The organism is Vibrio tubiashii ATCC 19109 (assembly GCF_000772105.1).
In the GTDB taxonomy this organism is placed as follows: Bacteria; Pseudomonadota; Gammaproteobacteria; order Enterobacterales; family Vibrionaceae; genus Vibrio; species Vibrio tubiashii.
In genome coordinates, this window is sequence record NZ_CP009354.1 from 2,002,325 (window position 1) to 2,029,192 (window position 26,868).

The window sequence follows — 26,868 nt, forward strand, 5'->3', positions numbered from 1 at the left end:
TGAGATATGAGCGGTGAAAAAACTGAACAACCCACCCCGAAAAAACTTCGTGACGCGAGACAAAAAGGCCAGGTAGCAAAAAGCCAAGAAATCGTCTCATCCTCATTGATACTGGTGCTCATTGCTGTACTGTTTGCATTTTCAGATTATTACCTTGAACACATTTCCGCCCTGTTGCTACTTCCCAGTGAACTGGCCTATCAAGGCTTTCAAGATGCGTTGCTTGATGTCGCCATCTCGATTGCTAAAGAAATGGCTTATCTCTTGGCTCCAATCATTCTTGTTGCAGCACTCGTTGCAGTTTTCGCCAACATGGGCCAATTTGGTTTTCTGTTTACCGGAGAATCTGTTAAACCTGAAATCAAAAAAGTGAACCCTGTCGAGGGGGCAAAACGGATTTTTTCACTCAAAAGTGTTATCGAATTTATTAAATCGATACTTAAAGTCAGTCTGCTTTCATGCATTATTTGGGTTACCCTTCGCGGCAACCTGAATACATTGTTACAAGTCCCTACCTGTGGACTAAACTGCGTTCCAACCATAGCTGGCGTGTTGATTAAGCAGCTTATGATTATCTCTTCTGTCGGGTTTATTGTGATTGCTGCAGCTGATTTTGCCTACCAAAAATACGATCACACTAAGAAACTGAAAATGACTAAAGACGAAGTTAAGCGCGAATATAAAGAAATGGAAGGTAGTCCAGAAATCAAAAGCAAACGCCGTCAATTACACCAAGAACTTCAAGCATCTAACCAACGTGAAAATGTTAAGCGTTCCAACGTATTAGTAACAAACCCTACCCACATCGCCATCGGTCTCTACTACAAAAAAGGGGAAACCCCTCTTCCAATCATCACTTTGAAAGAAACCGATGCCATGGCAAAACGTATGATTAAAATCGCACAGGAAGAAGGAATTCCGGTAATGCAGAAGGTTCCTCTAGCTCGGGCACTTTACGCCGATGGCCAACTTGATCAATACATCCCCGGAGATCTGATTGAGGCAACAGCAGAGATTCTAAGGTGGGTAGCTTCTTTAGATTCAGTAGAAACCAACCAATAAAAACCGTTAAAACATACAGTTACATATATTAAAAAGGAGCTTGCGCTCCTTTTATTATACCCAGCCTTCTGCTAAATAGAGCAACCTTAATTGGCTTGGTGAACCCATTCTCTCCAGTGCATCAATTTGCTCATCTTTTAAGTTAGGACTCTTATCTAGCATTACGCGGCCATTGGGGGCGTCTAATGGCAATTTATAGGTCAACTTTTTATTGATCTGATCTGCCTTACCTTCGTCTAAGCAACGTACTGCTGGCATCAACCAGTTCCAATCTTCGTTGAGAAGTTTTCTCAGTGCGCCCGTCGCCACTTTCTCTGTTTCGCTAGGTTCATCTTCTTCGCTAAGCTTCAATATAGCGTCGGTGTCTGGGACCAAATGCTCACTAGGTGCCGAGCCGAGCATTTTCTTTAATGCTAACCGAGCATTCTCCATCTCTTTAGCTTCTACTGGAGCGTCCGGGCCCGTCAAGTTTGTGTCCTCTTTTGGCCCTAGATAAACCATAAGAGCTCTTACCGATGCGGCGTCTTGCATACTAAAAGTGAAGTTTCCTTTTGTATTGGCAACCTCAAGCCTTGGCAACACACCTGAGTTGGCCTCCTCAGCCAATGACTCAGTTGCTTCTTTGTTTAGAACATAACTACCAGCCTGCCCCGCAACAAAGCCGCCACCGCTAATAATACCCGACGCCGCAACAGTTCCGATTGCTTCCTTAGCTAAAGGAAGCACACCTGCTGTAGCCACTGGAGTTACGCCAAATGTACCTAGTCCTCCTGTTGCCATTCCTAACGTGGCACCTATCCCTCCTTCAGCAGACAGTTTTGCGTGACCAATGGCAAGCGCTTGCTCCATTGGTAAAGATAAACGTTGGTCTCGTCCTGGCAAGTGCGAAACCTGCTCTAGTTGGTGATGATATGCCTCAGCATCCCCGTTGATAGAAGCCTTGTGCAATTCTCGACCGGTAGCGACAATCAACCCCACCCCCGGTAGTAGCAGGTTAATAGCCGCGTTAACCCCAGGCCCTTTTAGTTTGTCTTTCGCCATCTCGAGCAGCTCAGCACCAAATCCGTCCATCTTACCCGGATATTGGGTCTCTAAGCTCGCTTGAAGTCGAGCATCTTTGCTTATTGCATCAAAATTGTTTTTGAGCTCTTGGTAAGTATTTCCATCAACTTTAACTTCATCTAAAAGACTGACAACCTCTAAGATTTTTCGTTCTGTCAGAGGCTCCCCTCTATACCCTGAAGGGCTAACAAGAGAGTAGGCCAACATAGCTGTGTCGTACTTTTCTTCCTTTATCAGCGCTTGCTTTAAGTCTAAATGGGTTTTTATATTCTCTTGAAAGTACTTGTTGTATTTTTGCTTAAGCACATTTTCGCTAATCGCAGCGTATTTATGCCCTTTATGGAAGGTCGATGGCTCTTTAACCTCACCTTTTTTACTGATTACACGGTCATCTTTGGCAGCCGCAACCGCACGGAACTGGTCTAAATCTGGCACACTAGCTTGGCCAACTTTTACTGGATTCACCATAATATCTTCCTCTATACACGTAGTTGCTGAGCAAAGGCTTGTTGATTTGATTCACTGAGCGGAATATCACGGTCTAACATGGAAAATCGCGCTGACCACTCCGAGCTTTGTTGATTGAATTCATCGAACCACTGGGTGAGATTTGCTGCATCTAGCAATTCTAGAGCTTTTCGACCAAACAGAATGACTTGACGTCCATCTGGTGATATGGCGAGATTCAGACCGCCGCAACCTAACCCATAATAATTTGCTCTTGCCAACAGCTCTAAACCTCGGCTCCTTAAGCTACCCTGCTTTGGCAATGCACCCACACGAGCAGATAACAAAAGTTCATTGTCTTCTGTGGCGATAAAATAGAGCAGTGTGCGATCGTCGACAAGCAACTGACAACGACCATTATTTTCAATATGCAGTGGTGGAAGCTCATTGAGAGAACAGAATTCATCAAGTAAACGTTGTATTGATTTCATTGTTTTTCCTTTTTGTTTCACTGAAATCTATTGAACAACGATTACTTATTGAACGATGTCGTAAATAGCTCTAATTTTGTTACTTTCGTCAATGCGCTGTGATACTTACCACAAAACTATCAAGCTGATTTTTGCAGCAGTTTGTAGGTTATTTATACAAGGAAAATTTTTGAAATGGCGCAGCCGTAACCAATGAACGGGTAACGCAGTAGAAAAGGTATACAAATGCTGATCGTAGAGTCCGGGCAAAATATAACCGCAAAAGGTCAGCAGACCCTAAAAGTTATGAGGGACATGAAATAGCCGAGCCTGCTCCCATTAAATTGATAATGAGAGCAGGCCCGATTAATGACTCATAAATTAATGATGTCGTTTATAAGCATGATTCATCTAGCTTTTTACATTGAGTACCGCCACCTTGATCGGCTCACCAAAGTAGTTGGCTTTGGGCTTAGCTTTTATATCCGCAATCACATCCTTGAGAAGTACTTCACCTTCAGGTGAAGCCTGGCCATCTGGCGTCATAACATTTATTTTGATTGGCGCCTGCCTCAAGCCCATTTCATACTGACGCCTTCTGATTCCGGTCGCCGTACTTGGGATCTCTTTCGTTATATTAAGAGTAAATGTCTTATCCAACTGAAGCACTGTATCATCAGCCACAAGTACCTCTTTCTCAGCAGGCGCCTTACTTATACCCACTATATCTGCACCAAGAGAACCCGTTTTGGGCGGATTAATAACAACAAAAGCTCCATTAGCATAATCTAAGCCGACGCCCGGCTCTCTGGAGGTGCTCATAAATCCAGGGAATTTGTACTCTTCGCCAGGTTTAAGAGCTAGTAGTTCCTGGCCAACATATTGAGAAACACCCCGGTAGACCGGCTCTGTTGTTCCTTCAAATAGTGGGGAATGGATAGCAGCCCTCAACATATTACGTAGTTTAATAGCCTCTTCACGTACATCATCAAGCTTATCAACAGATGGGCCCCCTTTGAGGTTGCGCATTGCCCCCTCAAAACGCAAGTTAAACTCAATGTCGTCTTTAGGTGAACCGTACTGCGATGAATAGCCTGGGTTAAAAGCTTCGGTCGGCTCACCCGTCCAGAAGCGCTGAACTGCTAATAGCATCCCTTTAATCAGTGCATCTTGGGCAGTACGGTTATCCCCTACAGCTCCCAGAACGGCTTGCTGACGGGCCTCCTGAGTGGCCTCCTTTCCAGCCAGTTTAACCAAAGCTGACACGTTACTCTCACCTGAATTATCTAGATTAAGCGCATCGCTATGCAGCAGCATGTTGGTTCTCTTGTCGAGAAGAAACGCCTCCAGCACATAGTTATTTGGGCTGTTTTCGCGTGTATATATGTGTCCCAAAGACTGCTCTTGAGACGACTCCGCGAAGAGAGAAGCAGCGTCATCTAGCAGTTTCTCGTACTCATCCGGAGACTGCTGGCTCAGCCAATCATTCATAGCCTTATCTTTATCGGCATCAAAAAAAGCCGCCGACATATCAGTTCCTGCATGTTCAGGGATAGAGACAGGCCGAGCCTCGCTGCTAGAGTCGAATAGAGCATTCGTCACCGGGTTGTATGCGCCATACATCACCTTTTCAGCAGCCAAACCGGAACGCACCGTAGAAAAACCCTTGTTCGAGAGGTCATCGCGGATAACTTTAAGGTTATCGCTCGATGCGTACTGCGATGGGTAGCCGTCGCCACCAGTGATCTTCCGATCGAACTCAGCCTTTGTCATATGCACCGCGGGTATCGCCGGCAAACGGATCTCCTGGCCTTTGACCCGGACTGTTTTTGCTTCCTGCGCCGGAAGGTTGATGTCTTCGGTGAAAAGGTTCTCGTAAGCCGTTTCCCACTGCTTAGTTTTGCGCATTTCCCAGGCCAGTTTCGCGTCGCCCCTTGTCGTGGCCACCCCTCCTTCCTCTCTTTCCTGCGCATAAGCATCAAACGCGCCCATGATCTCGGTAAAACTGTGATCTCGGCCTTGTATCATCCAGCCTAGCAGCATCGCGCGGAATGACTGTACTTCATTGTCTGGTATATCCAGTAAGCGCACTACCTCATACATATAACTGGTTGTACTTGATGGCCCAGAAAACATAGGCAGACCTTTATCAAGGTTCTGCTTCTTCCAGTTGACCGAAACCTCGTTATCCTGACCGACGGTTTTTACTTCAGAATCACGCACCTCCCAAACAGAAAAACCAGGGGTAGCCTTCTCGCGCTCCGTTAAACCGCTGCTTTCATCACGATACAAGGCAGGTTCAACGTGTTTATACAGCTCGCTCGTATCGTACGTATCATGATTACGGGAAGCGACTATCTGCTGATGTCGTTCATGGCCCATGTTTTCAGTCAAGTTCCAGGTGGCGTATTTCAACCATGCAGTACCGTGAGGCTGGACCGTGACTGGAGGGCCCTTTTTCAGGCTACTTCCGTTGAAAATATCAACACGCGCATTTTCAGGGCTGTTCTTCTCATTCCAGAGCGGTGTGTTAATCGAGTCAGCAATTTTGTCGAAATGAAGCCGGAAGTTCTCCTGAAACATATATCCAGCAGTTGTCAGAACACGGGCATTCACTTTTCCGTTAACCAGCTTGTTCATCTGCTCGCCCCACAACTGATCATCGCTAGTATTCCAACCTGCTAAAAACCCAGCTCCTCCCTCATCACCGAGATGAAGTTTCACGCCTGCATTCTCAAGCTTTTCTGCATTTTCTAAAACACGCCTGAGATACGACTGGGACATATACTCTACCGCGGGCATTGTGAGTAATTTATTGCCAAGGTGATTCATTTCGAAGCTATGGTTGGCCGCTTTGACTTTATCAGCGGCAGTGGAAGCAATATGCATCTGCATAGCAGGCGCTTCTTGCGGAAACTGCTGTTTCACTTTGGTGAGAATGCTGTCTACTACGCTGCCTTCGTATTCGGCGACCCGCATCACCGCTTTATTAAACTCAGCTTCAACCTGCTTGAGTGCAACGGGCTCGTGATTACCTTTCGGTAAAGGGGGAAGATTCTGACCCGTTAGATTTACCGAGACGGACTGAACCTGAGAAAGCTGATTGGCTGCCGTACTCGCCTGCACCTGCACAGGTTGTACAGATACCCCCAATGTATGCTGAGTAACATTATTATATGTATAAACCATATTGATCACTCAGCTTATCGGGAGAGAACTTCAAAGAGCGAATTGCGCAAATTAAGACTGCTTTGCCAGAAAGCCTGAAGATCAGTTGCTGGCAAGGCTTCATCGGAAACTGAAAAGTTAAGCACAATAGTGGCGTTATCTTCAGCAAGAGAAAAAGCGGCTATCCCAACAACGTCAGGATGGCTGTTAAGCTGTAATAACTTGAGCTGAAGACTGTCTGATTCCAGCTGCTCTGAGGGGTGCAACGGAAACATAATCAATGTCCGACTCTGTAGCAGGTTGATTGAGGCGAAATGGCGGCCATCGTCACCAACTAAGTTGCACTGATCATTTAATAGTTGCCACTGACCTTCCGATATATCTAACAGCCACTGGTTAATAATTTCTTCTCTGTTCATAGCATATACCCTCTGTTTTTTATTAGTTTAAGCGCAGCCTCTACACGCCTATATAAGAATCAGTCGCCTTTTTTATCAACTTGAACCTCTTTTGCAGCACGAACATTATGGTGGTCAGCACTTAACATTCATCATGTTAGTGAAGATATAGCGCTACATTGAATGACAAAAAAATTGGCATTATTTGGTTTTGCAGACAAAAAAAAGAGTGGCGACTGCCACTCTCTATTTTGCTCTCAATTCTTAGTGCCAGACTTTGTTACCAAGCAACTGTTGCCGTCAGATTGAATAGGTTTATCCAATCCAATAAATCGTCACACTCAAGCTTGGCGAGAGCAATAATAAAGAGGTTTAGTTACAACGAGCTTTGACGTTCACTGAGTTGCTTTTCCATAGCCTGCTTTAATGCCTGCAACTGACCATCAATACTTGCGTCGATGATGCCGACTTCCGTTTCAAGGATACAGCCTCCGTTTTTTAAACGCGCATCGGCAACCACTTCAACGTATCCTACTTCTGGAAAGTCACTCAATACCGATGAAACCTTTTCTCGAACGTCAATGACTTGTTCTGGATGAACATGCAAAATCACTTGCTTTTGGTTACTGACCAACTGTAAAGCTTCACGCACAACACTGACCGTCGTATCAACGTCATCAAAGGTATCGATGATCTTGCGTACAGCATCAAGCACCACACCGGTCATTTTTTGCTCTACCTGAAGGTAGTAATCATTACATTTGGCTAGGGTCGCAATCATGGTCTGGGCGTTTTCAATTTCCGCCTTTTGTAACCCATCTTGGTAACCACGTTGTTTTTCACTTTCGTAAGCCTGTTGAGCACTCTCGACAATGGTGCCTGCTTTAGCATGGGCAGCTTCAACCAAGTGCTGGGAGTCTAAGTAGCTCAAGTACTCTCGAGCTTTTAGTACCTTCAAACCCGGAGCAAGCTGTAAGTTGTCTGTTTTTATTTCAACAAATGAAACCATTGGGGAATAACCTGCTTTGCGATTTTTTTAGTTAGTCGATATGCCAAATCACGCTGAGTTTCTTCTAACCAAGCAACATTTGATGAGAATGCGAAATCTGACTGTTTGAGCTTAAAACGCCATCGCTGTTGAATATTGTCTGGAGAGTTTTTTAGAATGAAGCTAAACCAAATCAAGCCAAGCTTTAACGCCTGCTCCTGAATGCTCACGCCGTCGAATTGACTAGGTAACTTGTGTTGCCATCCTTCCGGCCAATCAGAAAGTAGCATTGGACCTTGCTGAATACAGAATTGCATCCCTTCAGACCCAAACGCTGTATGTAGATGTTGCTTTGGCTCCTTGAGTATAACTTGACGCATCGATATACAATGCAGCACACCGCCAACCATGACCAATAGTTTCCTAAGGGATTCAGGTGGCAAAAGTGCTACGCTGTTTGTCGGTATGTTAAAAGTCGACTCGGAAATAGGCGTTAATTCCCACTCTTTTAGCACCCAGTTGTTAAGCATTGGTCTATGTCTCCAACCATCTAGGTTTTCTATCCAAGACTGCTTGTCAGTAAGCCAGCTACTGTCCATGTACTGACATGGACAATAGTTGAACTGGTGAACAACCTGACTAAGCGGTGTTTCTGGGTTAGCCACGTTTTACATTCCTACGGCACCAAAGATAAGTTGCTACATTCGTTCCAATCATTAACGCCACCATGAAAAGAAGAATGACAATAAAATTATCTACCGAGTCTTTGGTTAGTTGAACAGACAGGATGCTCTCAAATTGATTCCCCTGAGGAGTGATTCGAACCTCAGCAGACGGCACCATTACGACACTAATACGATCGTAATTAAGACCTTCTATACTGTTGTTCACTAGCAACTTTATTTGCGGAACGTAAGAGTCTAGCGCCACATCGGCAGCATGCTTGATGAACACAGAAGCTGAAGCTGGCGTCGGACGCTCTCCAGGACGTAAATCTTTTTCTTCGAGAACCACGTGCACTCGTGCAACAAGAACACCATCAATCTGAGAAAGTGTCGACGATAATTCCTGAGACTTTGCATAGATAAGACGAGCGCGTTCAGCCAATGGTGATGATATTAGATCATCTTTAGGGAATACTTCTTTTAGTGTTGAAAACTCTTCACGTGGATAGCCTTTGCGCTTAAGCGCATCCACCGCGAACGCAATCTGCGAACTATCCACCATCAATTTTACGGTGTTGTCTTTACCCGGCTCTTTGGTTGCTACGACACCTTCAGATAGCAAAATAGATAACATCTCATTACCTTCTTTCTGGCTTATATTGGTGTAAAGCTCTGTTTGACAACCAGCAAGAAACACAACCATAGCCAAGGCGAATACACGCAATTTATTCATCATTTCTTACTGAGCCTTTAATAGGGTTTCTACATTTTGAGTGGTTTTGCCTACAGTCTTGGCAATCAACTCTTCTTGGAAAGTAATACGCGTTAGCGCCCATTGCATTTCCAGCAGTTTCGCAGGGTTATCTCCTACAGCTTCCATGCTGTCTTGTAATGAACTTTTAGCATTGTCGATATTTGACTTTAGTTCACTGATGTTTTCCAACAGCCCACCTTCAAGACCATTGTTGCTTTCAGGTAATGACATCGCTTGATCGAAACGTTCACTTAGTCCGTCTTCTATTTGGGCGTCTTGCACCTGTTCTAGGCTTGTTTGTACTACTTCAGTGTATTGCGTGTTGATCATATGACCTCCTACGACAAATCTAACTTATGGCTATGGGTGAGCATGTTTTTAACAATGGCATTTTTTGAAATAACTAGACTCAACTCTTGGCGAACCAAATCAACAACGGGTTTCATCTCCGGAACAGCTTTTAGATCCTCCCAAGCATGCCAAAGGGCTTGTTCCTTATGAGCACTCAGTGAATATTTTTCAGATAGCATTTGCCTAAGCTGATCGTTATCGGAAGGAGGTACAGCTCTAAGTTCATTTGCGAAATCCCCAACAAGCTCCTGCTTAAGCGCATCGAGTAAATTCGAGTTTGCTTCGTCTGTCCCTTTTATTGACTTCTCTTTGTTATAGGCATACCACATAGCTTCTTTCTGCGAAGCAAGTTCGGGGAAAGCTTGTTTTAGTTCCGAGATCAAAGCTTGACGAGTAATATTTTGCTGAGTCTTAATATTCTCATACCAAGCTTTAACCATGGAAACGTCACTAGAAGCTTCAACAACAGGCGGATTTACTTCTTTTTTGGCGTTTATTTCTTGCTGGGTTGATTCCCTCATCAATGAACTCATTCGCGCTTCATCTTGGCGCCGATGTACGCTTAACTCATTTCTGCTCTTTAGGTCAGCAGCTTGCAAGCTTGAGTCAATGATCATCCAAAGTTCCTAAGATCATGACAAAAGCTTTCAGCAAACGCTTTACTCTGTGAACTTCCATTCGCTGCTTGTTGCAGCCAAAGCTCTGCCTTACTAGACAAACCCGCTTTACCCGCAGCCAGGGCAGCAAGAGGGATAAGAGATGCATGATCAGAACACAATGAAGCTAGATGCTGCTCAGCTTGTTCATACATGCCCCTATTCATTAAGCTCATCGCCAAAATCATCGCGACCACCTCTTCAGTCCCTTCTTCTTGTTCGAGACATTCGACGATTGATTGAGCTTCTTTATGGCAGTGCATACCTGTAGCCATCAAGGCCACTGCAGCCAAAAGCTGACGCATTTCTCTATCCATTAGTTATACCTTTTGCAAAATGGACTGCATCACATCTTTAATTGCTCTGGTCGTTGTAGAGTTGATGTTGTAGATAACTGACCATTGGTTGATGGTGTGCTGCAACTCAGCTAATTTCGATGGATCGTCTGCATTGGCTGAGAGATTTGCGATAGCGTCGGTCACATTTTTATTCGCCGTTGTAGCCTGACTTGTAAGTTTACTTTTAACTTCGTCGAGATTGACTGTACTAGTACCATTGTAAAAAGATGTCATAGTATTTCTCCTTAACTTTGCTGGGAAACGTACTGTTCAAGGACAGCCTGTGCTGCTATATACGCTTCGTGTTGCTTGGTTAATAATTGATATTGCTGAGGATTACACCCCAGATCTAGCTTTCGTTTGACCGAAGTTTGTGCCTGGAAAAGTGTCTCCTTAAGCTTCTTCACTTCTGCTCCAGTTGGATCGTTATCTAAAATTTGTTCAAGATCTGTCATTGTTATTCTCTTCTGAATATCCGAGTTCAATATTGATGACCTGTCCACCTTTCACCAGTTCAATTCCGTCAGGTGTTACACTTGAAATGCGATAACCTTGAGGAGTTCGGGAACCCACCATATAGCGAACATTGTCTGTCAAAATTACATAAGGCACCTGACCAAAATTCACACTACGAAATGGGAAGTCAACGTTACTTCCTTTGCTAACTTTTGGGATAGATTTCAAAACCAAGTACGGCTTTTCACCATACTGTTCCCTAAACTCTCGAGTTACGCTGTAAAAGCGTGTCGTCTCAATATCATCTAGCTCACCGCGTACTTCCACGCGATCACCACTAGTGACGATTTGGACTTTTTTGAGTAAGGATTCTTTTTCAAGCAACTGCTTCAGCGTATCCATGTACGCTCCTGCCCGCTGCAACTCAACCTTCCACGCGACGAGACCGGGGACATCCCTTTCTAAAATCTGTTCTACTTGACTCCAACGGCTCGCATCATCAATGTATCCTGTTAGCAGCACGGTCCCTGTTTCATCACCGTTCTCAACTTTGACCTGGTGATAACCCAAATTTCGAAGAATAAAGCGAACTCCGCGACGAATCTCTTCCATGGTGCGTAAATCGCTTTTGTAGTTAATCCCTAGTAAGTCAATTCGACGCAATAGTTGTAGTTTTTGAGCACTATCGTCCACATATCCTTCTAGTACCGCTTGGTGAACGTTCGCATTCCATTCAACACGTACATCGTCTAACCCAAGTTCCTTCAAAATATCCCTAACTTGAACAATCGGCTCTGCTTCCGTGGTAATCTCGTTGGCATTGCTATTCACCTGGCTATACCACATACCCGCAAGAATAGCGCTAGGCAGCATACTGCACATCGCTCCAATCAAAAGAGAGCGTTTCCAAGTGGAAGATTTCACCACCTTGTTGGATATATCTTTGGTCACAACTTCTGTTTCACTGCCCAAGATTGCCAAATCATCGTCTGCATGTCCGACAGCAAACTGAACTACCCCAACAGAAACCAAACTACCTCGCTCTAGCTCAACACCGTCTTTAACAACATCAACCTGCTCACCCCGTAGCGAAGCTTCGCTACAGCCTTTCAAGATGACATTCTCTAACGTACACTCAAGCGTCAGATGATGACTCTCAACCCCAGCATCTGAAAGTACAAGGTCAGCACCAAAGTCGTCATTTCCTAATACTAATGTACCTTGAGGTAAAGGGACCTCCACTCCGGAATGCACACCGGATAAGATACGAATTTTCCATTGTTGCATTCTTATCAAGGCTCCTTAGCCGGGCGCATACAGTGTGGCTCTGAATCGCACTGTGTCACTTTAACTCGCCAACCTGCTTGACCGGTTGGCAATTCACATTCTGACAATAGTGAAGACTGATCGCTTTCCAGCAAATACTTTTGGTGACGCTGTGCTTGCTCTAGGGTCGAACAACTGTATAGCTCTACAGCGGATTTGAACTGTGTACTGTTATTGGAGATATTATTTAGCTGTCCAATATGAGGGCGCAGGTCGTGTTCATTGCCAATAAGCACACTGTCGCCAATGCCATCTACTACGATACGTGGTTCAATGATGAACATTCGAACAGTGCGACGTGTTGTGTTGGTGTTGCTTCTGAACAATGCTCCTAAAAATGGAATATCACCAAGGAGTGGTACTTTGCGTAGCTGATGGCTGACTTCATCACGATATACACCACCAATCAGCAAACTCTGTCCTTGCTTCACGGTCGCTAAGGTACTGATTTCGGTCTTTCGTACTGAAGGCAAATCGTCAACACTTCCATCAGGGATCTCAGAACCATCTTCCAAATGCAGGCTTAAGTTAATTTCTGGACGTTCGGCAAAACGATCACCTACGATACGCGGCACAATTCTCAACAAGGTTCCATAAGTCACTTCTTCAAGAGCCGTCGTTTCTTTACCAAGCAGTTTCACGTAGAATGTATTGCTGTTGTTTAGGACAGCCTCTACATTTTCTTGCGTTAATAGTGTCGGTCGGGAAACCACTTGGGCACTCCCTTGAGATTCCAATAGACGAATCTGAGCGAGCAAATAGTTCAAGTTACTCGCATCCAGCAGGGATTTAAAGGTCGCACCGCTACCTAAAGTAACATCGCCACCAGCAACATCACCGGTTGTTTTTATATCGATAATGCTATTGTTACCGACAGATACTCCCGCTCGCCAATCTACACCTAGCTGACTAATGTCATTTGCACTTATATCTACGATTGAAACTGCAACTTCGATTCGTGATTGCGGTTGATCTAACTGGGCAATTAGCTTGCGATATAAGGGAAGCCTTGATTGTGTATCTCGCACAATGATCGCATTTAATCCGGGCTCAGCTTCAACTGTTGCGCCACCGTGAACAGAGGCAGGCTTTGTAATAACTTCTTGACCTTCACTATCTTCTGCGAGGTTTTGTTCCCTTGAGTCAACTACTTGCGTTTGCACACCAGATACCAATCGACGAAGCACTGCTGCTATGCCAGGTACAATAACTTTCTGATCACGGTAAGAGATCTCTCTATCAGTGGCGGAAGCGTATTTTAGCGGGATCAACTCAACATAAAGTTCATCGGTAGAATTTGCTTTCTGTAGCAAACGGCTCTCTAATGCTTCTGCTGTCTGTATAATGAGGTCTACATAACGAGGTGGACCTGCCAGATAAATAAGACCTTTATTCTCTACAGCGCGCCAGCGGTAACGTGAGTCCCAGACCCCGGTCGAAATTAGAGTACTGCGCAAATCCCGTGCTGTTAGTAGTTCAAGTTGCAGAAGCCGTGAACGTGTTTCTGTTGCCTTGTATACGTGCAGAACAGCACCGTCAAAGTACCACATCAGGTTATAAATCTGTGCCAAATAATCTAGGAACTCAGCAGGCTTTTCTGGTGTGAATCTTCCACTGATTTTTTCACTGACCTTTTCACTTACAGCAACTGACACACCATAGTTTGCGCCAAAGTTATTAAGTAGTTCTTTTAGAGAGTCGTTATCAGCAAAATAGCGAAATGGACGTTGTGGCCAATCAAGAGGAGCAGCCAATAAACTTGTCGAACTAGCACATAGCACAATAAAAACTAAGCTGAACTTGGTAAGCAATGCTCTCATGGCAGCCACACTGTATGGTTAATTGCTCGGTTTACACGTTCATGCTCTAGTATTTCACTGTAATATTCACACATATTAACGTGTTGGGAGAGCAGTGAAGGAAAGATCACTGAAGACATTTGGTCAAAGGGAGCCTTACCTTGTAACACTAAACGCTGCTCCTTGTTTAGAGTTAACGTCTCTTGACCATCACGTACTGTTTTTAAAGATAACTGCATACAACGCTTAAGCATCTGTTCACTTTGATAATCTAAGTCTTTGTCAAAGTGGAAAGGCAATTCGGTTTCCCATAAAATCCAAGACGAGTGTTGTTTAACTTCGACGTTGAACTGATCGACTTCAATCTCGTAAATGCCATTTTCATTGGGCGTAAAAGTCCTAACCTCTAGCGTATTTGCTAGAGATTTCATTATTTGATTTAGCATCGTTATGCCTTTATTAAATATGACTCATGTGATTGTAAGCTTGACCAAACTGACCACTTTGAACATCAAAGTAATACAGGTCTACGTCACCTACCGATTGCATGTCTTGGAACCATTGCCACAATTTTGCAACCGCATTTAGATCGCGATATATGTGGTCACAGGCCTCCCAAACTTCCCTAAGCTCAGGGGCAAGTTGTCTTGCCTGTTCACACCAAGTCTGCCAGGCAGTGAAGAACTCCGGAGAAGTCAGTGCAAACTCAGACAAGGCTTTTAGTGTATTAAGGCAAGGTTGCCATTTTTCCATCAAAACGCGATGCGACTCTGCAGCTTTTTTGTGCGTTTCCTCAAGGGTTCGAAGTTGCTCTTTCACCTGTTGTTGTTGAGACTTTATCAGTTCGAGTTGCTGTTCTACGTAAATCGCACTTGCTTCTTGACCCAGAAGTTTTTCCCAATAGCTACCTTGAATCTGCAGTTGATTCGCCAGTTGCTCAATTTCCACCACATCCAATAACACGCCTTGGTCAGATTGGTGATTTACCCATTCGGCAATAGCACAGTGCAGACATAGTGTCAGTGATTTGGGGCTAGCCAGATTATATCGATAACCTACATGTTGATTGATGTATGCCACTCGCTGTTCGTGAGTTGCTAAAGCCTGACTTGCACCTAACCTTGAACCAATTTCCAAAAACAAGCGCATCGCAAATCGATCTAACGGTGCACCAAGCTTCTCATAAGTCTTAACTAGCTGACTTGAGCACAAAGCATCAATCACATCTCTATTCAACAACCTTTGTAGTAGAGATAACTGTTCCGAACTTAAGACACCTTCGCTTAGGAGCTGACGGTGACTGACATTAACAACATTTTTACCCTGCGTTTGTTTAGCGGTCTCTTGGTATCGAGCCCCTCTCTGCAAGACTGTGACCTTCCTTTTTGTCACAGAGTTGTCTGGAAAAAGCGAACGGCGTCGCCAATGCTGCTTTTTCATTTTGTCTTCTTTCTCCGCGCTTCTTTCGTACACTCCTGAACGAAAGAGGTAAAATTAACATTGAGTATTCGTTTCTATGCTGATGATAATATAATGACTCGCGAACCGACACTTGTAATAAAAGTCAGAAAATTTTAGTCATAAGTCATTTCATTCAGCGATAGCTACCATTTCTTCACCTGATCGTACTTTACTCGGTGTCGTACCAAAACGACGGCGATAGCTCTGAGTAAAATAAGACTGGCTGGAAAACCCCGCTTCCATTGCAATATCGACAATACTCATCTTACTTGTTAGCAATAACTTATGCGCAAATAAGAGGCGGCGTTCACTGATCCATGCCCGAGGAGACATTCCATAATGCTCATTAAAAAGCTCTTTGAACGTCGTAAGACTTGCGCCAAACTCCTGAGCATAATCATTTAGTTTCCATTCTTTCAGATAATGCAATTCCATAAATCTACGCAGTCTTTCCGACGTGCGATTCATCTGTTGAGAGAGTAAAGCATAAAGTTGCTCTCCACCTGCACTATGCAATAGCAAGATCAACATTTCTTCGTATTTTAAGCGCATAATTGCACTTGGATAAGATTGCTCTTCCAACGCTTGCATGCCTGAAATAACTTGCTCGAGCAGGATATTTAAGTCAAATGGAAAAAGTCCCATAATGGCCTTATCCGATTTAGGCAATGTCATCAACAAATCGCTATGTTTTTGCAATAGCTGACTCACCAGCTCATTTTCAAATTCTATAATCATCGACTGGTACTCTTCCCCAAGAGCCGAGTATTCAAACAAATAATCGCCCTGAGACAAAAAAACACCACTGCCAGCAAGAATATTAACTGTACAATCTCCAGTCTGTATTTTTAACTGACCGCTACGAATAATAACAATTTGAGAATGATCTGAATGAAGCACCTCATCAAAGCTTTCTCGAGTTGAAAATCTATGAATTTTCTCAAAACAAGCGCCGAATTTGTCCGTGTTTAATTGGCCTGACACATTCATTTCCTAACCTTCGTCATATTCACTCCCTGCTTTTAAAGCGTGAGAGTTCCAAAGCACTATCAATCAGCGATAACACCCTAATAATGCATTAGTAATTTAAGAAGAAAAGAAAAGAGCACAGTAAGTTAGTAACCAACTATACCCCCCCGTATTTAAAGCAAAATGCTCAAAACCCTCGCATTAAAGCAAGGTAAATAAAACTAAATATACGAGTTCCCTGAGTTAGAATTTTGGTATTACAGAGAACGCTAATTTTTGTATTTAATTAGTAATAACTAAAGTTGTAGTTACTGAGTTTTATATTAATAACTTTGATTTATTATTAGAACAGAATGAATATACTTAACACTACATTCTCAAACTTGAGACACTATGTATACAAGCGCCAGTGCGCCCTAGAACATTCATTCCAGTCAAGCCAACCTATTGGAGAGCTGAATTATAATCACAAAAATAGCAGTTTAGGCAATAATCATAGGTGATAAATTTCACTGTCCCGATGAGCTGAAAAGTTCAATGTATATCACCCGTGAAGAGTGAAAACCATGTCATATGACCGTATATTAACTATAAGAGAATCCTATTTTAGTAGGCCCTAATTAAGAAAAGACAAATAAACAGGATCTCATTGTCTCAGTTTTGTTGTTAATTTTTTACTGAACTTAACACTATATCAACACGCATTTCACCAGGTTCAAAATGATATTCAACCAAGCTTTGAGCAACTACGTTTCCTTTATCCAACAACCTTGCTCGTATTTTCATACTTCCATCACCGGCCTGAAGAGGCGAAATCAAAAATGAATACTGAATTGGCAGTTGTATCCCTTTATACTCTTGCGCTGCCGACGTCAAACATTGATTATTAATCACTTGGCACATATCAACTTCTACTCTTGTTGCGACAGGAGAAAAGTAGTCATCTATAGAGATCCAACCGTACACCTGTGCTTGTGATTTCTTACTAAAATCTGAATTTGAGATGGATTGACTGCATCCACTCAAAGCAACCAGAAATATTAGACCGGACCATAAAGGCTTTTTCATTCAAAAAGATCCAAATTTAAATAAACCAGAATAAATTGGCGTAAATTTATACAGCCGCATAGCTAAAATCAACCTCTAAGAGTATATATTTTAAAAAATTGCACGCGTTTAAAAAAGTCAGCCTATTGTTTAATAGTATAAGTGATTGTCAGTTCTTTGTATTTCTCAATAATATCCCCACTCTGTACATACCGAATTTCTGATTGCACTAGAGTAAAATATCCTCAATCAACAAATAAGTTTTTTCTAATAAAGAATTCAATTAATAATAGCACGCATACAATAATTAGAGATTGTTCTTAACTCATTGAAATCACTAGTTGAGTAATGAACTTCGGTGCACAATTGCTGATTACTTCCTATAAAAACAGTTAATTCCGGCCAAAATATAAAAAATCACAACGGATAATGATAAACCAAATCCGCAGTCTCGCTTATGTTCAATGAGAAAAACCAGAATAAGGATCCAACATATGTCAGCGCGCCAAAAAATAGATGAGGTGCTAACCCAATTCGCTCATCAAATAGGCTTGCCTGAACTACGCTTAACTGACAATGAACTCAGCCTTGCATTTGATGACGCAATACGAGTTCACTTTCTATTTCACCCTGAGCAGGAGACACTTCAATTGGAAGCTGAAGTGGTTAACCTAAGCGTGCTGAGTAGCGATCTTTGCCGTTCTTTACTGGCTTTCAATCATCATTGGCCGGAGTACGAACTATTTTTTAGTCTCGACAACAATAGAAACGTTTTGTGTCTACATAAACTTCTAACTAATGAAAAGCTTGAGTACGCATACTTCGAGTCAGCACTTGCTGAACTTATTACACAGTGTGAATCTTGGGAGTCACTATTGACAGCGTTTGAGACTCCAGAGCAAAACCTTTGCTTGCCGAATACTGCTGACTTAAGGGTGTAAGAATACTATGCCAAATGATATTCAACCCACGAGCAACAACGCTCATGTTTATACCGTAAACTCGTCAACAGAGAGTAATAACGTATCAAAGAAAACCTTTTGTGGGTGCTCAGTCTCTTTACTTGGTTCTTCGGAACATCGACAACACAAAGCTCAAGCAAAAATCACACTGAACAAACAACTAAATCAACTAAGTAATATTGCACTTAGCAATGCAGTACTTAGTAATAATAAGCAGTCTGCGATCGACTCGCTCTATAAACGAAAAGTAGAAGTACTCTAAGAACTTTAGGCAGATTTTCAAGCTGGCATGAATGACCAACGTTCTACGCTTTTAACCATAGCCGAAGCATTCTCCATGGCAACGATTTCCGGTATCTCGCTAGCTCATGTTTCTCATACATCGCTAGTGCCATGAACACCTAAATCGTGTTTTATTGATCTGCCTGCAATTCTAATGAAGTTCTTTACCTTCCTCTGATGTCATTCAACCAAAGCTTAACCCTATCTTCTGTCGGTATTTGTAACATTCACTCTTCGCTATACTCAGCGCAAACTCAAGATTGAGAAAGTTAAACTAAGGCAAGATATGACTGACTACGTAGTGTGCGCACTCTATAAATTTGTGCAGCTTGAAAACTATACCGAACTTCAAAAACCTTTGATTGCTCTTATGGATAAGCATCGTATCCGCGGTACTTTATTGCTTGCGAGCGAGGGCATCAACGGGACAGTCGCATCGAGCAGAGAAGGTATCGATGAGCTTCTTGCATGGTTTAAGCAAGACGAGCGCTTAGCTGACATTGTCTATAAAGAGTCTTTCGATACTAAACAGCCATTTAATCGCAGCAAAGTTAAGCTCAAGAAAGAGATCGTAACCTTAGGCGTAGAAGGTATCGACCCACGCCATGTTGTTGGCACTTACGTGAAGCCTCAAGATTGGAATGAACTGATTTCGGATCCTGAAGTGTTTGTCGTCGATACACGTAATGACTACGAAATTGAAATTGGCACTTTCCAAAACGCGGTCAACCCTCAGACAGACACATTTCGAGAGTTTCCTGAGTATGTTGCTAAGAACATGGACCCAAGCAAGCATAAAAAGGTCGCGATGTTCTGTACTGGCGGTATTCGCTGCGAAAAATCCACTGCTTATATGAAACAGCAAGGCTTTGATGATGTTTATCACCTTGAGGGCGGTATTCTCAAATATCTAGAAGAAGTGCCGGAAGAGGAAAGCTTATGGCAAGGCGACTGCTACGTGTTTGACAATCGCGTTGCGGTTAATCATCAGCTTGAAAAAAGCGGTTATGAAATGTGTAAAGCTTGCCGCTTACCTATCACAGAAGAAGACATCAATTCAGCGCAATATGAAGAAGGTGTTAGTTGTCCAAAGTGTGCAGATAAGCATACGGATGAGCAAAAATCACGCTTCCGTGAACGCGAAAAGCAAGTTAAATTAGCCATAGAACGAGGTGATGTTCATGTCGGTGGCGATGCGAAACAGACTATTGCTCAACGTCGACAGGAAAAACTTGATCGCAAAGCGGCGCAAAGAAAAGGTTAAGCTTCCGTTTCTTTGAGATTGAAGGGAGCTTTTGCTCCCTTTTTGATATCGATTTTTTGCTACGGGAGGAAGCTTATCCTAGCGAGTTTTAGCGCAATCACATGGATGTTTGGCACTATCGTTTCGTTTTGCTTGATGGCTATAGGAGCGAGAGAGCTTAGTCAGCAGCTAGACACCTTTCAAATACTCTTTTTTCGTACTGTCATTGCACTGATAATCGTCAGTGTTGTGATTATTGGAGTTAAGAGACGCAGTCTATTACGTACCGAACGCTTCAAGCTGCATTTGGGCCGAAATCTATTTCACTTTGCCGGGCAATACGGCTGGTTTCTAGGTATTGGCTTGCTACCACTTGCCGAAGTGTTCGCTTTGGAGTTTACCGTTCCTTTGTGGACTCTACTGATCGCGTATCTCTTTTTAGGTGAGCGTCTAACCCGCAACAAACTTTGCGCTGCTTTACTGGGCTTTTGTGGCGTGTTGGTAATCGTCAAACCTGGCTTTGATATTATTTCGCCCGCCTCTTTCATCGTACTTATAGCGGCATTTTGCTACGCCGTCGCCCACGCCTCAACTAAGTCTTTAGCAAGTAGCGAACACCCGCTTACCATTCTGTTCTTTATGTGTGCAATCCAACTACCTATCGGTTTTTCCTTCAGTATTGTTAATTGGCACACCCCTCAGGGCATTGAATGGTTGTGGCTGTTGGTGATTGGATTTACCTCCTTGTCTGCCCATTATTGCATGACCAAAGCAATGCAGTGTGCTGAAGTCTCATTTGTTGTCACTATGGACTTTTTACGCTTGCCAATGATCGCCTTAGTCGGCGTTTTACTTTACTCTGAACCCTTCGAGATTAGTCTGTTTCTTGGCGCAGCCTTGATGCTGTTGGGCAATTTGATCGGTATTTCATCTCCCAAACCGTTGCTAAAGAGCCGTAATCAGACCCAATAAAAAACAAAAATAGTAGAACTAAGGATTAGGTTTACGTCACTGGATTAGAGCAAGGAAAGAGACAAATGGATTTATCTGCAAATTTTAGAATGCTGGCGCTCTACAACCAGCGTATGAACCAACAGTTACTTAGCGTTTGTGAGCAGCTTAGCTCACAGCAACTTAACCAAGAAACTCACTCCTTTTTTCCATCCGTGATGGCCCATTGGAACCATATTTTATTTGGTGATTTAATCATGCTGCAACGTTTAATCACCAATCAAATCCATCAATTGACTCCACAGCAAGTTAACGCGCTGCCCATTGCAAAAGCCGTAGACGATACCTTTGTAACAAGCATCGAAGAATTGAAAGCGCTTCGCTCGCTCGTTGACCAGATTTACATCGACATGACGAAGGGTTTTAATGCCGAGACTTGTGCAAAAACGGTGGTTTATATTACCACCGAAGGGGGAGAAATGAGGCGCAATGTCGGTGAGTTTTGCCAACATATCTTCAACCACCAAACCCACCATCGCGGTCAGCTTACCGCAATATTGGCGCAACTTGGCTGGGACTTCGGCTGTACCGACTTACCTGTCATAGTACCAGAAGGCTCCAGCGCATTAGCCTAACCCACAATGTCATAATTTTTCTTCGCTAAAGGACGAACAGAACGACAATGTCTACTTATCTAGCAGGCTTCTCTCTAGGTTTATCACTTATCTTAGCCATTGGCTCGCAAAACGCTTTTGTGTTGAAACAAGGGCTTAGGAATCAGCACGTGTTTGTCATATGCGCAGTATGCGCGATTTCAGATGCTATATTAATCAGTTTTGGGGTTGCGGGATTTGGCGCAATTGTAAAACAGTACCCTCAGATAGAGAGTCTCACCCGTTTGGGAGGGGCGATTTTTCTTGCCGTTTACGCTTTTCTTAGCTTTAAATCGGCATTTACGTCTCACCATGGCATGAGCACAAGTAACGGTAGCGACACCTCACTCCTCAAAGCCGTTTCAATCTGTTTAGCCTTCACTTGGCTAAACCCACATGTCTACCTAGATACGGTTGTTCTACTCGGATCGATATCAACTCAATATCAACCCAATCAGAGTCTATTTGCTTATGGTGCAATCACGGCATCGTTCGTCTTTTTCTTTTCCTTGGGCTTTGGCGCTCGATTCTTAGCCCCACTATTCAATAAACCAAAAGCTTGGAAAGTACTTGAGTTCTTGGTTGGAATCATCATGTCAGCGATAGCTCTGTCATTGATTTTATAGGAAGGTTCACAATGTCTCGATTTTATCTTGTACTCACTGTATTGGGGATTGCTGCTCCATACGCAGCGTTTCTACCTTGGCTTTTCACTAATGGCTTAAACCTGCCACTTTTGTTTGAACAGGCGATAGCCAATCCAATTAGCGTCATGGCATGGCTTGACGTGGTGGTTGCAGCTGTGGCCTTGATCGGTTTTATTCTGGTCGATGGGAAACAGAACCATGTTAAAGGACGCTTTGTGGCGATTGTCGGGACCTTGACTGCCGGTGTTTCATTTGGCTTACCGCTCTATCTCTATTTAAAGCACAAATAAAGGTTAGCTATAAGAATCTCGCAGTGATAACAAAGCATTTATCTCCATGATAAATTCCGTTAAGCTGTTGTTACTTCAATGCCATGGATTGCTCAGTTGTTATTTAGTCGTTCGATACTCTCTGTTTTTGCCGTAACCTGCCTGCTGCTTATCAGTAGTGCAGCGTTGAGCGTGCAAGCCAGTGAGCAAATTTTCGAGCAGATCTCACCGCAACGACTAAGTAGCGAGAATCAGTACCAACTAAGCCCAATTGAATGCCCGAAGTTACAAAACTACAGTGAAGCATCTACCCATCACTGTTGTGGCTCAAGTTGCCTACTGAAACTGACCAACAGCCAATCCATCTCTACAGAACAAATCTCCCTACCGATCCTCGCGCCATTAGGTTTAGAAGCGATTGGTAAAGCCATCACCCGCTCTCGTACTCTGTTTCGTCCTCCTATTGCTTAATTCCTAACTCTAAGTACACCTCTCATTGTGTTGATCGCATTGGGAGTATTAACGCTATTTGATAATCGGAATTTATATAGGAATAAGCGATGAAAAAGCTATTTACTCTTTTCTCTTCATTGATTTTTGCCTTGTCGGTACAGGCTGCGCAGTTTGAAGAAGGAACACACTACAAGGTATTAGACACAGATAAATCGGCAACACCGAAGGTGACTGAGTTTTTCTCATTTTACTGCCCTCACTGCTACAAGTTTGAACCTGTGGTTGAGAACCTAAAAGCCTCTCTGCCTGACAATGCCAAGCTAGAAAAAGTTCACGTTGCCTTTATGGGCGCAAACATGGCTGTGCCAATGGCGAAGTCTTACGCCACCATGGTTGCTTTAGATGCAGAAGAAACTATGGTTCCAGCTATGTTCAAACAAATCCATGAACTACGAAAAGCACCTAAAGATGAGCAAGCGTTACGTCAAATCTTTATTGATAATGGCATTGATGCAGAGAAGTTTGATGCGACTTACAACAGCTTTGTGGTCAACTCTATGCAACGCGGATTCGACAAGCAATTCGCAAACAGCACGCTCACAGGTGTTCCGGGAGTTGTCGTGAACAACAAGTACATCGTCAAGGCGGATCAGATTCGTTCTTATGAAGAGTACAATCAGTTGGTGAATTACCTTCTGACTCTTTAAGCGTTATCTCTAGATAAATCAAAGCCAGAGCACCTTGCTCTGGCTTTTAGTCTCCCCCCAGCAACTTATCACCTCTTAGTTTGACTAGCTTGGATGGCTTTATTGAGCTTTTCCATGAACTTTGGATGACGGTTGAGAAATGATTTGGAGATGTAAACGCCAAACTCTTTCTCTTCCTGTAAGAAAACTTTGTATCTGGGGTCGTTTTTGAACCTGTGATTGTAAACTTCTTCTGCCACCAATACAGCGTTCACTTCTTGCTTATCTAACATACTAATTAACGATGTAATACTCTCGGCCGGATGTGCCAAGTTGAAACCGGTTTTCGTCAGCCAGCGATTTGTATTGGTGTTTAGTAAGCTAGCAACTGTATACCCTGACTTGGGGAGAGAGGAAAATTCTTCACGATGACTGGTCAACACAATCCAAACCCAACGATTGGTCATCACTGACTCAGAGAAAACCGCATATTTGTCACGCTCATCGTTCTGAGAAGCCATAAAGAAACCATCTGAGCGTCCAGTTTTTAGCTCAGCCAATGCACGCCCGTGATTAGAGTTAATTTCAATGGTGTAATCTACGCCGACTGAGTCCAGTATCGACTTCATTTTATCAAACCCAATTCCACTATGACTGCCTGTGCTGTCAACGGTGGTATAGGGTGGAAAATCTGGACAAAAGAAGTGCATTTTATACTGTGCGTGTACGTAGCTACTGCCAAAGCACAGCCAAGCGAATATCCAAGCGTATAAAGTCCTACTAATCATCAAACTAAGCTATTAAGAATCCATACCTTTAATATAGGCTCATCCGAAAGTGTTCACCAATCTAGCGATATGACCTCACTAGCAACTTTTGCTATTGCGGTTATTCGCTACCCATAAGTAAGCACCTAGACCCAAATCGTGATATAGAGACACAAAAGCCAGAGCAAGTTGCTCTGGCTTTTGTGGTTAGCGCACAGGTGCCACTCATTGTTCAGACGCTGCTCGCTCCCAATCGGTCAGCAATTTCATTATCTGCGTCGAATCATCTGGCGTAGCACTCGGTCTATCGAGTGACTTGCGGCCCAGATCCACAGCCTGTCTAATGTTTCTTACCTGATAATAGAACCCATCTCCTTTAGCCGGTACAGTAACTGTTTGCTGCGAGGTTTCATAAACTTCGACACTGTATTGGTTTTCTTCGCTAGGTAGCCAAGGGTTGGTTGTAAGACTGATTGCGCCTTTTGAACCATGAATGGTGAAACCATGCTTTAAGCCGTGATCTTCTGCTGTGTGCATTTGAGCTGTCACATTTTCGCCAAATTTGAAGATGGCGCTAGATTCACAAAGGTTTCCATCTTGCCCTTTGCGCCCAATGGCTTGAATCTCTCTATTTTCGAAGATACTGTCTCCAAAATGATTTTGCAGGACAAGATGCATCAGTGACACAGGATAACAGCCTAAGTTATACAGTGCCCCCTTACTCTCCGGGTTAACAAACTGGCTAATAGCAGCAATATACGAGCCTTGGATACTGCGCACCTCTCCAATTGTACCCTGCTTTAGCGTCTCTAAAATGGATTCAATCAACGGGTGATTCAGATACATTAACCCTTCTGCAAAAAAAACATCATGCTCACGAACCGCATCTAACGCGGCATGAGTTTTTTCCATATCGATAGATAGGGATTTCTCGCACAGTATCGCTTTGCCTTTCTGCGCTGCTTTGATGACATAGTCATGGTGAAGATGGTTCGGCAATGCAATGTAAACCACCTCAACGTCACTATCTTCTATCAACTCGTCCATTGAAAGGTATGTCTTGGCAACAGAGTGCTTGCTGGCAAATTCTGCAAGCGTCTGTGGGTTTCGGCCTGCAACGGCATAAAGCTCGCTTTCACTGTCTCCCGCAATCGCTGCTGCCATCACATCAGAGATAAAGCTTGTTCCTAGAATGCCCCACTTCATTATGCTTCTCCCGCTTTATGGCTGTTAGTTGCACTGACCAACTCTGTCATACCTAGGGCGATAAACGCTTGTGTATGCGGCATAACAAAATGCGCCTCAATCGCTGACTGGTCGTCGTATCGCTCCCACAATATGACACGTCTAGGGTCGTTGACATCAAACGTTGCTGTCGCCTGTTGGCAGCCTGACTCCGACTCCATATCCGAGCAAAACTGTTCAATTGCTTTCCTTGCCACGGCCAGGTCAACATCAGAGTTTACTCTTAGCTCCGCAGTGACAAAAATTGTTGAATCCATTATTCAGTAAACCTTGTTTTCTTCACGTTAAGCTAACCATGTTATTACAGCGCTCAGATTGTTAAACTAGGTCAAAGTTTTTTATTTAGCAACTCAGAGTGTTTAATGGACAAGCTCATCAGTATGAAGGTTTTTTGCCATGTCGCCGAACAAGGCAACTTTCGCCTTACCGCAGACTATTTTTCTATGTCAGCAACTATGGTTGGCAGACACATAAAACATCTTGAAGGGTTACTTAACACACCGCTGATTCATCGCACGACAAGAAAGCAAACCTTAACCGACTCTGGAAGAATTTACCTTAAAGAGTGCCAAAGAATACTGGAAGATATCAGCAATACTGAAAGCCTAATCTACGATTTGCAAAACAAACCTAAAGGCACGGTAAAAATCAACGCACCAGTCACTTTTGGGACTCAAGCGCTCGCTCCGATCTTGTCTGACTTTATCATTCAATACCCAGATATCAGTGTTGATCTAGAGCTAGACAACAGTGTTATCGACCCATACAAAAGTGAAGCTGACTTTATTATTAGAATTGGTCAGCTAAAAGACTCTAGCTTGGTAGCAAGGTATTTAGGAGACTATGAGCTTATCTACTGCGCTTCACCCGATTACCTTGCTAGGCATACCAAAGTTATTCAGCCTGACGACCTGACTCATCACTCTTGCCTTGGTTTCCGCTATCACGATATTTCAGAGACTCCGAGTACGAAAGCGGATTCACGGCAACATATCAAGTTGATGGCGAACAATGGAGAGGTGCTCCGGCAAGCCGCTTTGAAAGGTGTTGGGGTTGTTATGCAGCCTCGCATTTTACTTGAGCAAGATCTGAAGTCTGGCGCACTTGAGCAAGTGCTAGAAAGCTTTCCTCTGCCAACAAAACCGATTCATCTTGTCTATAAAGACAAACAGTTATCGCTAAAAGACCGCACCTTTGCCGACTATCTGTTAAGCGCTTTAAGGCCTTGAAAATACGCTCTCCAATCTGCTTTTACTACAGACAAACAATAGCTAGAAAGTTAGTATGTTCGCT

General features: G+C 43.4%; 32 protein-coding genes. 11 read left to right on the forward strand and 21 right to left on the reverse strand.

Annotated elements, in window-relative coordinates; all coding sequences use genetic code 11:
- Positions 1 to 6: 6 nt before the first annotated feature.
- Positions 7 to 1,062: a type III secretion system export apparatus subunit SctU gene (gene sctU / locus IX91_RS09045; RefSeq protein WP_004745569.1), complete on the forward strand. Its 1,056-nt coding sequence runs from the start codon at positions 7 to 9 to the stop codon at positions 1,060 to 1,062.
- A gap of 54 nt (positions 1,063 to 1,116) precedes the next feature.
- Here sctU and IX91_RS09050 read toward each other — a convergent pair whose 3' ends face one another.
- From IX91_RS09050 to IX91_RS09135, 18 genes are all read right to left on the reverse strand, one after another.
- Complete coding sequence (locus IX91_RS09050; RefSeq protein WP_004745570.1) at positions 1,117 to 2,592, reverse strand: hypothetical protein; 1,476 nt, start codon at positions 2,590 to 2,592, stop codon at positions 1,117 to 1,119.
- A gap of 11 nt (positions 2,593 to 2,603) precedes the next feature.
- On the reverse strand, positions 2,604 to 3,062 hold the full coding sequence (locus IX91_RS09055; RefSeq protein ID WP_004745571.1) for a type III secretion system chaperone: 459 nt from the start codon (positions 3,060 to 3,062) through the stop codon (positions 2,604 to 2,606).
- Between the two features lie 390 nt (positions 3,063 to 3,452).
- On the reverse strand, positions 3,453 to 6,230 hold the full coding sequence (locus tag IX91_RS09060) for an ADP-ribosyltransferase domain-containing protein (protein WP_004745572.1): 2,778 nt from the start codon (positions 6,228 to 6,230) through the stop codon (positions 3,453 to 3,455).
- 14 nt (positions 6,231 to 6,244) lie between these two features.
- On the reverse strand, positions 6,245 to 6,628 hold the full coding sequence (locus tag IX91_RS09065; protein ID WP_004745573.1) for a type III secretion system chaperone: 384 nt from the start codon (positions 6,626 to 6,628) through the stop codon (positions 6,245 to 6,247).
- Positions 6,629 to 6,983: 355 nt separating this feature from the next.
- Positions 6,984 to 7,616 carry an HrpE/YscL family type III secretion apparatus protein gene (locus IX91_RS09070; RefSeq protein WP_004745574.1) on the reverse strand — a complete coding sequence of 211 codons (633 nt, stop codon included), beginning with the start codon at positions 7,614 to 7,616 and terminating at the stop codon, positions 6,984 to 6,986.
- Positions 7,595 to 8,260: a SctK family type III secretion system sorting platform protein VscK gene (gene vscK, locus IX91_RS09075; RefSeq protein WP_004745575.1), complete on the reverse strand. Its 666-nt coding sequence runs from the start codon at positions 8,258 to 8,260 to the stop codon at positions 7,595 to 7,597. Before vscK ends, IX91_RS09070 begins: the two co-directional genes overlap by 22 nt.
- On the reverse strand, positions 8,253 to 8,996 hold the full coding sequence (sctJ, locus tag IX91_RS09080; RefSeq protein WP_004745576.1) for a type III secretion system inner membrane ring lipoprotein SctJ: 744 nt from the start codon (positions 8,994 to 8,996) through the stop codon (positions 8,253 to 8,255). Before sctJ ends, vscK begins: the two co-directional genes overlap by 8 nt.
- A 3-nt stretch (positions 8,997 to 8,999) precedes the next feature.
- On the reverse strand, positions 9,000 to 9,344 hold the full coding sequence (gene sctI, locus IX91_RS09085; protein ID WP_004745577.1) for a type III secretion system inner rod subunit SctI: 345 nt from the start codon (positions 9,342 to 9,344) through the stop codon (positions 9,000 to 9,002).
- An 8-nt stretch (positions 9,345 to 9,352) separates the two neighbouring features.
- The gene (locus IX91_RS09090) at positions 9,353 to 9,898 is read right to left on the reverse strand and encodes a YopR family T3SS polymerization control protein (protein WP_236642791.1); all 546 of its coding nucleotides are present in this window, start codon (positions 9,896 to 9,898) and stop codon (positions 9,353 to 9,355) included.
- An 80-nt stretch (positions 9,899 to 9,978) separates the two neighbouring features.
- A complete protein-coding gene (locus IX91_RS09095) occupies positions 9,979 to 10,338 on the reverse strand; it encodes a YscG family type III secretion system chaperone (RefSeq protein WP_004745579.1) in 360 nt (119 codons plus the stop codon).
- A 3-nt stretch (positions 10,339 to 10,341) separates the two neighbouring features.
- Positions 10,342 to 10,593: a type III secretion system needle filament subunit SctF gene (gene sctF, locus IX91_RS09100; RefSeq protein ID WP_004745580.1), complete on the reverse strand. Its 252-nt coding sequence runs from the start codon at positions 10,591 to 10,593 to the stop codon at positions 10,342 to 10,344.
- A gap of 11 nt (positions 10,594 to 10,604) precedes the next feature.
- Positions 10,605 to 10,814, reverse strand: coding sequence for an EscE/YscE/SsaE family type III secretion system needle protein co-chaperone (locus tag IX91_RS09105; RefSeq protein ID WP_004745581.1), 210 nt, complete (start codon positions 10,812 to 10,814; stop codon positions 10,605 to 10,607).
- Positions 10,801 to 12,102: a type III secretion system inner membrane ring subunit SctD gene (sctD, locus tag IX91_RS09110; protein ID WP_004745582.1), complete on the reverse strand. Its 1,302-nt coding sequence runs from the start codon at positions 12,100 to 12,102 to the stop codon at positions 10,801 to 10,803. The genes IX91_RS09105 and sctD overlap by 14 nt, the downstream gene beginning before the upstream one ends.
- 5 nt (positions 12,103 to 12,107) lie before the next feature.
- A complete protein-coding gene (gene sctC / locus IX91_RS09115) occupies positions 12,108 to 13,961 on the reverse strand; it encodes a type III secretion system outer membrane ring subunit SctC (protein WP_004745583.1) in 1,854 nt (617 codons plus the stop codon).
- Positions 13,958 to 14,386, reverse strand: a complete 429-nt coding sequence (locus IX91_RS09120) for a YscB family type III secretion system chaperone (protein ID WP_004745584.1) — start codon at positions 14,384 to 14,386, stop codon at positions 13,958 to 13,960. Before IX91_RS09120 ends, sctC begins: the two co-directional genes overlap by 4 nt.
- Before the next feature lie 13 nt (positions 14,387 to 14,399).
- Complete coding sequence (locus IX91_RS09125; RefSeq protein WP_004745585.1) at positions 14,400 to 15,380, reverse strand: T3SS regulon anti-activator ExsD domain-containing protein; 981 nt, start codon at positions 15,378 to 15,380, stop codon at positions 14,400 to 14,402.
- A gap of 150 nt (positions 15,381 to 15,530) precedes the next feature.
- Positions 15,531 to 16,391: a helix-turn-helix transcriptional regulator gene (locus IX91_RS09130; protein ID WP_004749294.1), complete on the reverse strand. Its 861-nt coding sequence runs from the start codon at positions 16,389 to 16,391 to the stop codon at positions 15,531 to 15,533.
- A 645-nt stretch (positions 16,392 to 17,036) separates the two neighbouring features.
- Positions 17,037 to 17,438, reverse strand: coding sequence for a YscW family type III secretion system pilotin (locus IX91_RS09135; RefSeq protein WP_004742994.1), 402 nt, complete (start codon positions 17,436 to 17,438; stop codon positions 17,037 to 17,039).
- Between the two features lie 473 nt (positions 17,439 to 17,911).
- On the opposite strand from IX91_RS09135, the gene IX91_RS09140 reads away from it, so the two are divergent.
- From IX91_RS09140 to IX91_RS09180, 9 genes are all read left to right on the forward strand, one after another.
- Positions 17,912 to 18,358: a CesT family type III secretion system chaperone gene (locus IX91_RS09140; RefSeq protein WP_004742995.1), complete on the forward strand. Its 447-nt coding sequence runs from the start codon at positions 17,912 to 17,914 to the stop codon at positions 18,356 to 18,358.
- Between the two features lie 7 nt (positions 18,359 to 18,365).
- Positions 18,366 to 18,641 (forward strand): T3SS regulon translocated regulator ExsE2, encoded by a 276-nt coding sequence (exsE2, locus tag IX91_RS09145; RefSeq protein ID WP_004742996.1) that lies wholly within the window; start codon positions 18,366 to 18,368, stop codon positions 18,639 to 18,641.
- A 306-nt stretch (positions 18,642 to 18,947) separates the two neighbouring features.
- Complete coding sequence (gene trhO / locus IX91_RS09150) at positions 18,948 to 19,925, forward strand: oxygen-dependent tRNA uridine(34) hydroxylase TrhO (RefSeq protein WP_004742997.1); 978 nt, start codon at positions 18,948 to 18,950, stop codon at positions 19,923 to 19,925.
- Positions 19,926 to 20,030: 105 nt separating this feature from the next.
- Entirely contained in the window at positions 20,031 to 20,876 is an 846-nt protein-coding gene (locus tag IX91_RS09155) for a DMT family transporter (protein WP_004742998.1), read from the forward strand.
- Between the two features lie 65 nt (positions 20,877 to 20,941).
- Positions 20,942 to 21,490: a DinB family protein gene (locus IX91_RS09160; protein WP_004742999.1), complete on the forward strand. Its 549-nt coding sequence runs from the start codon at positions 20,942 to 20,944 to the stop codon at positions 21,488 to 21,490.
- A gap of 47 nt (positions 21,491 to 21,537) precedes the next feature.
- Positions 21,538 to 22,134, forward strand: a complete 597-nt coding sequence (locus IX91_RS09165; RefSeq protein ID WP_004743000.1) for a LysE/ArgO family amino acid transporter — start codon at positions 21,538 to 21,540, stop codon at positions 22,132 to 22,134.
- An 11-nt stretch (positions 22,135 to 22,145) separates the two neighbouring features.
- Entirely contained in the window at positions 22,146 to 22,445 is a 300-nt protein-coding gene (locus IX91_RS09170; protein WP_004743001.1) for a DUF2834 domain-containing protein, read from the forward strand.
- Between the two features lie 78 nt (positions 22,446 to 22,523).
- Positions 22,524 to 22,895 carry a hypothetical protein gene (locus IX91_RS09175; RefSeq protein WP_004743002.1) on the forward strand — a complete coding sequence of 124 codons (372 nt, stop codon included), beginning with the start codon at positions 22,524 to 22,526 and terminating at the stop codon, positions 22,893 to 22,895.
- Between the two features lie 89 nt (positions 22,896 to 22,984).
- Positions 22,985 to 23,584, forward strand: coding sequence for a thiol:disulfide interchange protein DsbA/DsbL (locus tag IX91_RS09180; protein WP_004743003.1), 600 nt, complete (start codon positions 22,985 to 22,987; stop codon positions 23,582 to 23,584).
- Positions 23,585 to 23,652: 68 nt separating this feature from the next.
- Here IX91_RS09180 and IX91_RS09185 read toward each other — a convergent pair whose 3' ends face one another.
- The 3 genes from IX91_RS09185 to IX91_RS09195 form a co-directional block, all read right to left on the reverse strand.
- Positions 23,653 to 24,273 carry a substrate-binding periplasmic protein gene (locus IX91_RS09185; protein WP_081469086.1) on the reverse strand — a complete coding sequence of 207 codons (621 nt, stop codon included), beginning with the start codon at positions 24,271 to 24,273 and terminating at the stop codon, positions 23,653 to 23,655.
- A 282-nt stretch (positions 24,274 to 24,555) separates the two neighbouring features.
- Complete coding sequence (locus IX91_RS09190; RefSeq protein WP_004749295.1) at positions 24,556 to 25,536, reverse strand: Gfo/Idh/MocA family protein; 981 nt, start codon at positions 25,534 to 25,536, stop codon at positions 24,556 to 24,558.
- Entirely contained in the window at positions 25,536 to 25,832 is a 297-nt protein-coding gene (locus tag IX91_RS09195; protein ID WP_004743005.1) for a putative quinol monooxygenase, read from the reverse strand. Before IX91_RS09195 ends, IX91_RS09190 begins: the two co-directional genes overlap by 1 nt.
- 105 nt (positions 25,833 to 25,937) lie before the next feature.
- Here IX91_RS09195 and IX91_RS09200 point away from each other — a divergent pair, with 105 nt between their 5' ends.
- The gene (locus IX91_RS09200; protein WP_004743006.1) at positions 25,938 to 26,804 is read left to right on the forward strand and encodes a LysR family transcriptional regulator; all 867 of its coding nucleotides are present in this window, start codon (positions 25,938 to 25,940) and stop codon (positions 26,802 to 26,804) included.
- The last annotated feature ends 64 nt before the right edge of the window (positions 26,805 to 26,868 follow it).

Excerpts from the sequence above, each read along its gene's own strand:
- IX91_RS09195 (WP_004743005.1), bottom strand. The coding sequence starts at position 25,832 with ATGGATTCAACAATTTTTGTCACTGCGGAGCTAAGAGTAAACTCTGAT.
- IX91_RS09180 (WP_004743003.1), top strand. The coding sequence starts at position 22,985 with ATGAAAAAGCTATTTACTCTTTTCTCTTCATTGATTTTTGCCTTGTCG.
- sctC (WP_004745583.1), bottom strand. The coding sequence starts at position 13,961 with ATGAGAGCATTGCTTACCAAGTTCAGCTTAGTTTTTATTGTGCTATGT.
- IX91_RS09050 (WP_004745570.1), bottom strand. The coding sequence starts at position 2,592 with ATGGTGAATCCAGTAAAAGTTGGCCAAGCTAGTGTGCCAGATTTAGAC.
- IX91_RS09190 (WP_004749295.1), bottom strand. The coding sequence starts at position 25,536 with ATGAAGTGGGGCATTCTAGGAACAAGCTTTATCTCTGATGTGATGGCA.
- IX91_RS09185 (WP_081469086.1), bottom strand. The coding sequence starts at position 24,273 with ATGCACTTCTTTTGTCCAGATTTTCCACCCTATACCACCGTTGACAGC.
- IX91_RS09165 (WP_004743000.1), top strand. The coding sequence starts at position 21,538 with ATGTCTACTTATCTAGCAGGCTTCTCTCTAGGTTTATCACTTATCTTA.
- IX91_RS09125 (WP_004745585.1), bottom strand. The coding sequence starts at position 15,380 with ATGAAAAAGCAGCATTGGCGACGCCGTTCGCTTTTTCCAGACAACTCT.
- IX91_RS09105 (WP_004745581.1), bottom strand. The coding sequence starts at position 10,814 with ATGACAGATCTTGAACAAATTTTAGATAACGATCCAACTGGAGCAGAA.
- sctD (WP_004745582.1), bottom strand. The coding sequence starts at position 12,102 with ATGCAACAATGGAAAATTCGTATCTTATCCGGTGTGCATTCCGGAGTG.
- sctU (WP_004745569.1), top strand. The coding sequence starts at position 7 with ATGAGCGGTGAAAAAACTGAACAACCCACCCCGAAAAAACTTCGTGAC.
- IX91_RS09160 (WP_004742999.1), top strand. The coding sequence starts at position 20,942 with ATGGATTTATCTGCAAATTTTAGAATGCTGGCGCTCTACAACCAGCGT.
- IX91_RS09090 (WP_236642791.1), bottom strand. The coding sequence starts at position 9,898 with ATGAGTTCATTGATGAGGGAATCAACCCAGCAAGAAATAAACGCCAAA.
- IX91_RS09175 (WP_004743002.1), top strand. The coding sequence starts at position 22,524 with ATGCCATGGATTGCTCAGTTGTTATTTAGTCGTTCGATACTCTCTGTT.
- IX91_RS09065 (WP_004745573.1), bottom strand. The coding sequence starts at position 6,628 with ATGAACAGAGAAGAAATTATTAACCAGTGGCTGTTAGATATATCGGAA.
- exsE2 (WP_004742996.1), top strand. The coding sequence starts at position 18,366 with ATGCCAAATGATATTCAACCCACGAGCAACAACGCTCATGTTTATACC.
- sctF (WP_004745580.1), bottom strand. The coding sequence starts at position 10,593 with ATGACATCTTTTTACAATGGTACTAGTACAGTCAATCTCGACGAAGTT.
- IX91_RS09155 (WP_004742998.1), top strand. The coding sequence starts at position 20,031 with ATGTTTGGCACTATCGTTTCGTTTTGCTTGATGGCTATAGGAGCGAGA.
- trhO (WP_004742997.1), top strand. The coding sequence starts at position 18,948 with ATGACTGACTACGTAGTGTGCGCACTCTATAAATTTGTGCAGCTTGAA.
- IX91_RS09070 (WP_004745574.1), bottom strand. The coding sequence starts at position 7,616 with ATGGTTTCATTTGTTGAAATAAAAACAGACAACTTACAGCTTGCTCCG.
- IX91_RS09130 (WP_004749294.1), bottom strand. The coding sequence starts at position 16,391 with ATGAATGTGTCAGGCCAATTAAACACGGACAAATTCGGCGCTTGTTTT.
- IX91_RS09170 (WP_004743001.1), top strand. The coding sequence starts at position 22,146 with ATGTCTCGATTTTATCTTGTACTCACTGTATTGGGGATTGCTGCTCCA.
- IX91_RS09095 (WP_004745579.1), bottom strand. The coding sequence starts at position 10,338 with ATGGATAGAGAAATGCGTCAGCTTTTGGCTGCAGTGGCCTTGATGGCT.
- sctI (WP_004745577.1), bottom strand. The coding sequence starts at position 9,344 with ATGATCAACACGCAATACACTGAAGTAGTACAAACAAGCCTAGAACAG.
- sctJ (WP_004745576.1), bottom strand. The coding sequence starts at position 8,996 with ATGATGAATAAATTGCGTGTATTCGCCTTGGCTATGGTTGTGTTTCTT.
- IX91_RS09120 (WP_004745584.1), bottom strand. The coding sequence starts at position 14,386 with ATGCTAAATCAAATAATGAAATCTCTAGCAAATACGCTAGAGGTTAGG.
- IX91_RS09055 (WP_004745571.1), bottom strand. The coding sequence starts at position 3,062 with ATGAAATCAATACAACGTTTACTTGATGAATTCTGTTCTCTCAATGAG.
- IX91_RS09200 (WP_004743006.1), top strand. The coding sequence starts at position 25,938 with ATGGACAAGCTCATCAGTATGAAGGTTTTTTGCCATGTCGCCGAACAA.
- IX91_RS09060 (WP_004745572.1), bottom strand. The coding sequence starts at position 6,230 with ATGGTTTATACATATAATAATGTTACTCAGCATACATTGGGGGTATCT.
- IX91_RS09135 (WP_004742994.1), bottom strand. The coding sequence starts at position 17,438 with ATGAAAAAGCCTTTATGGTCCGGTCTAATATTTCTGGTTGCTTTGAGT.
- IX91_RS09140 (WP_004742995.1), top strand. The coding sequence starts at position 17,912 with ATGTCAGCGCGCCAAAAAATAGATGAGGTGCTAACCCAATTCGCTCAT.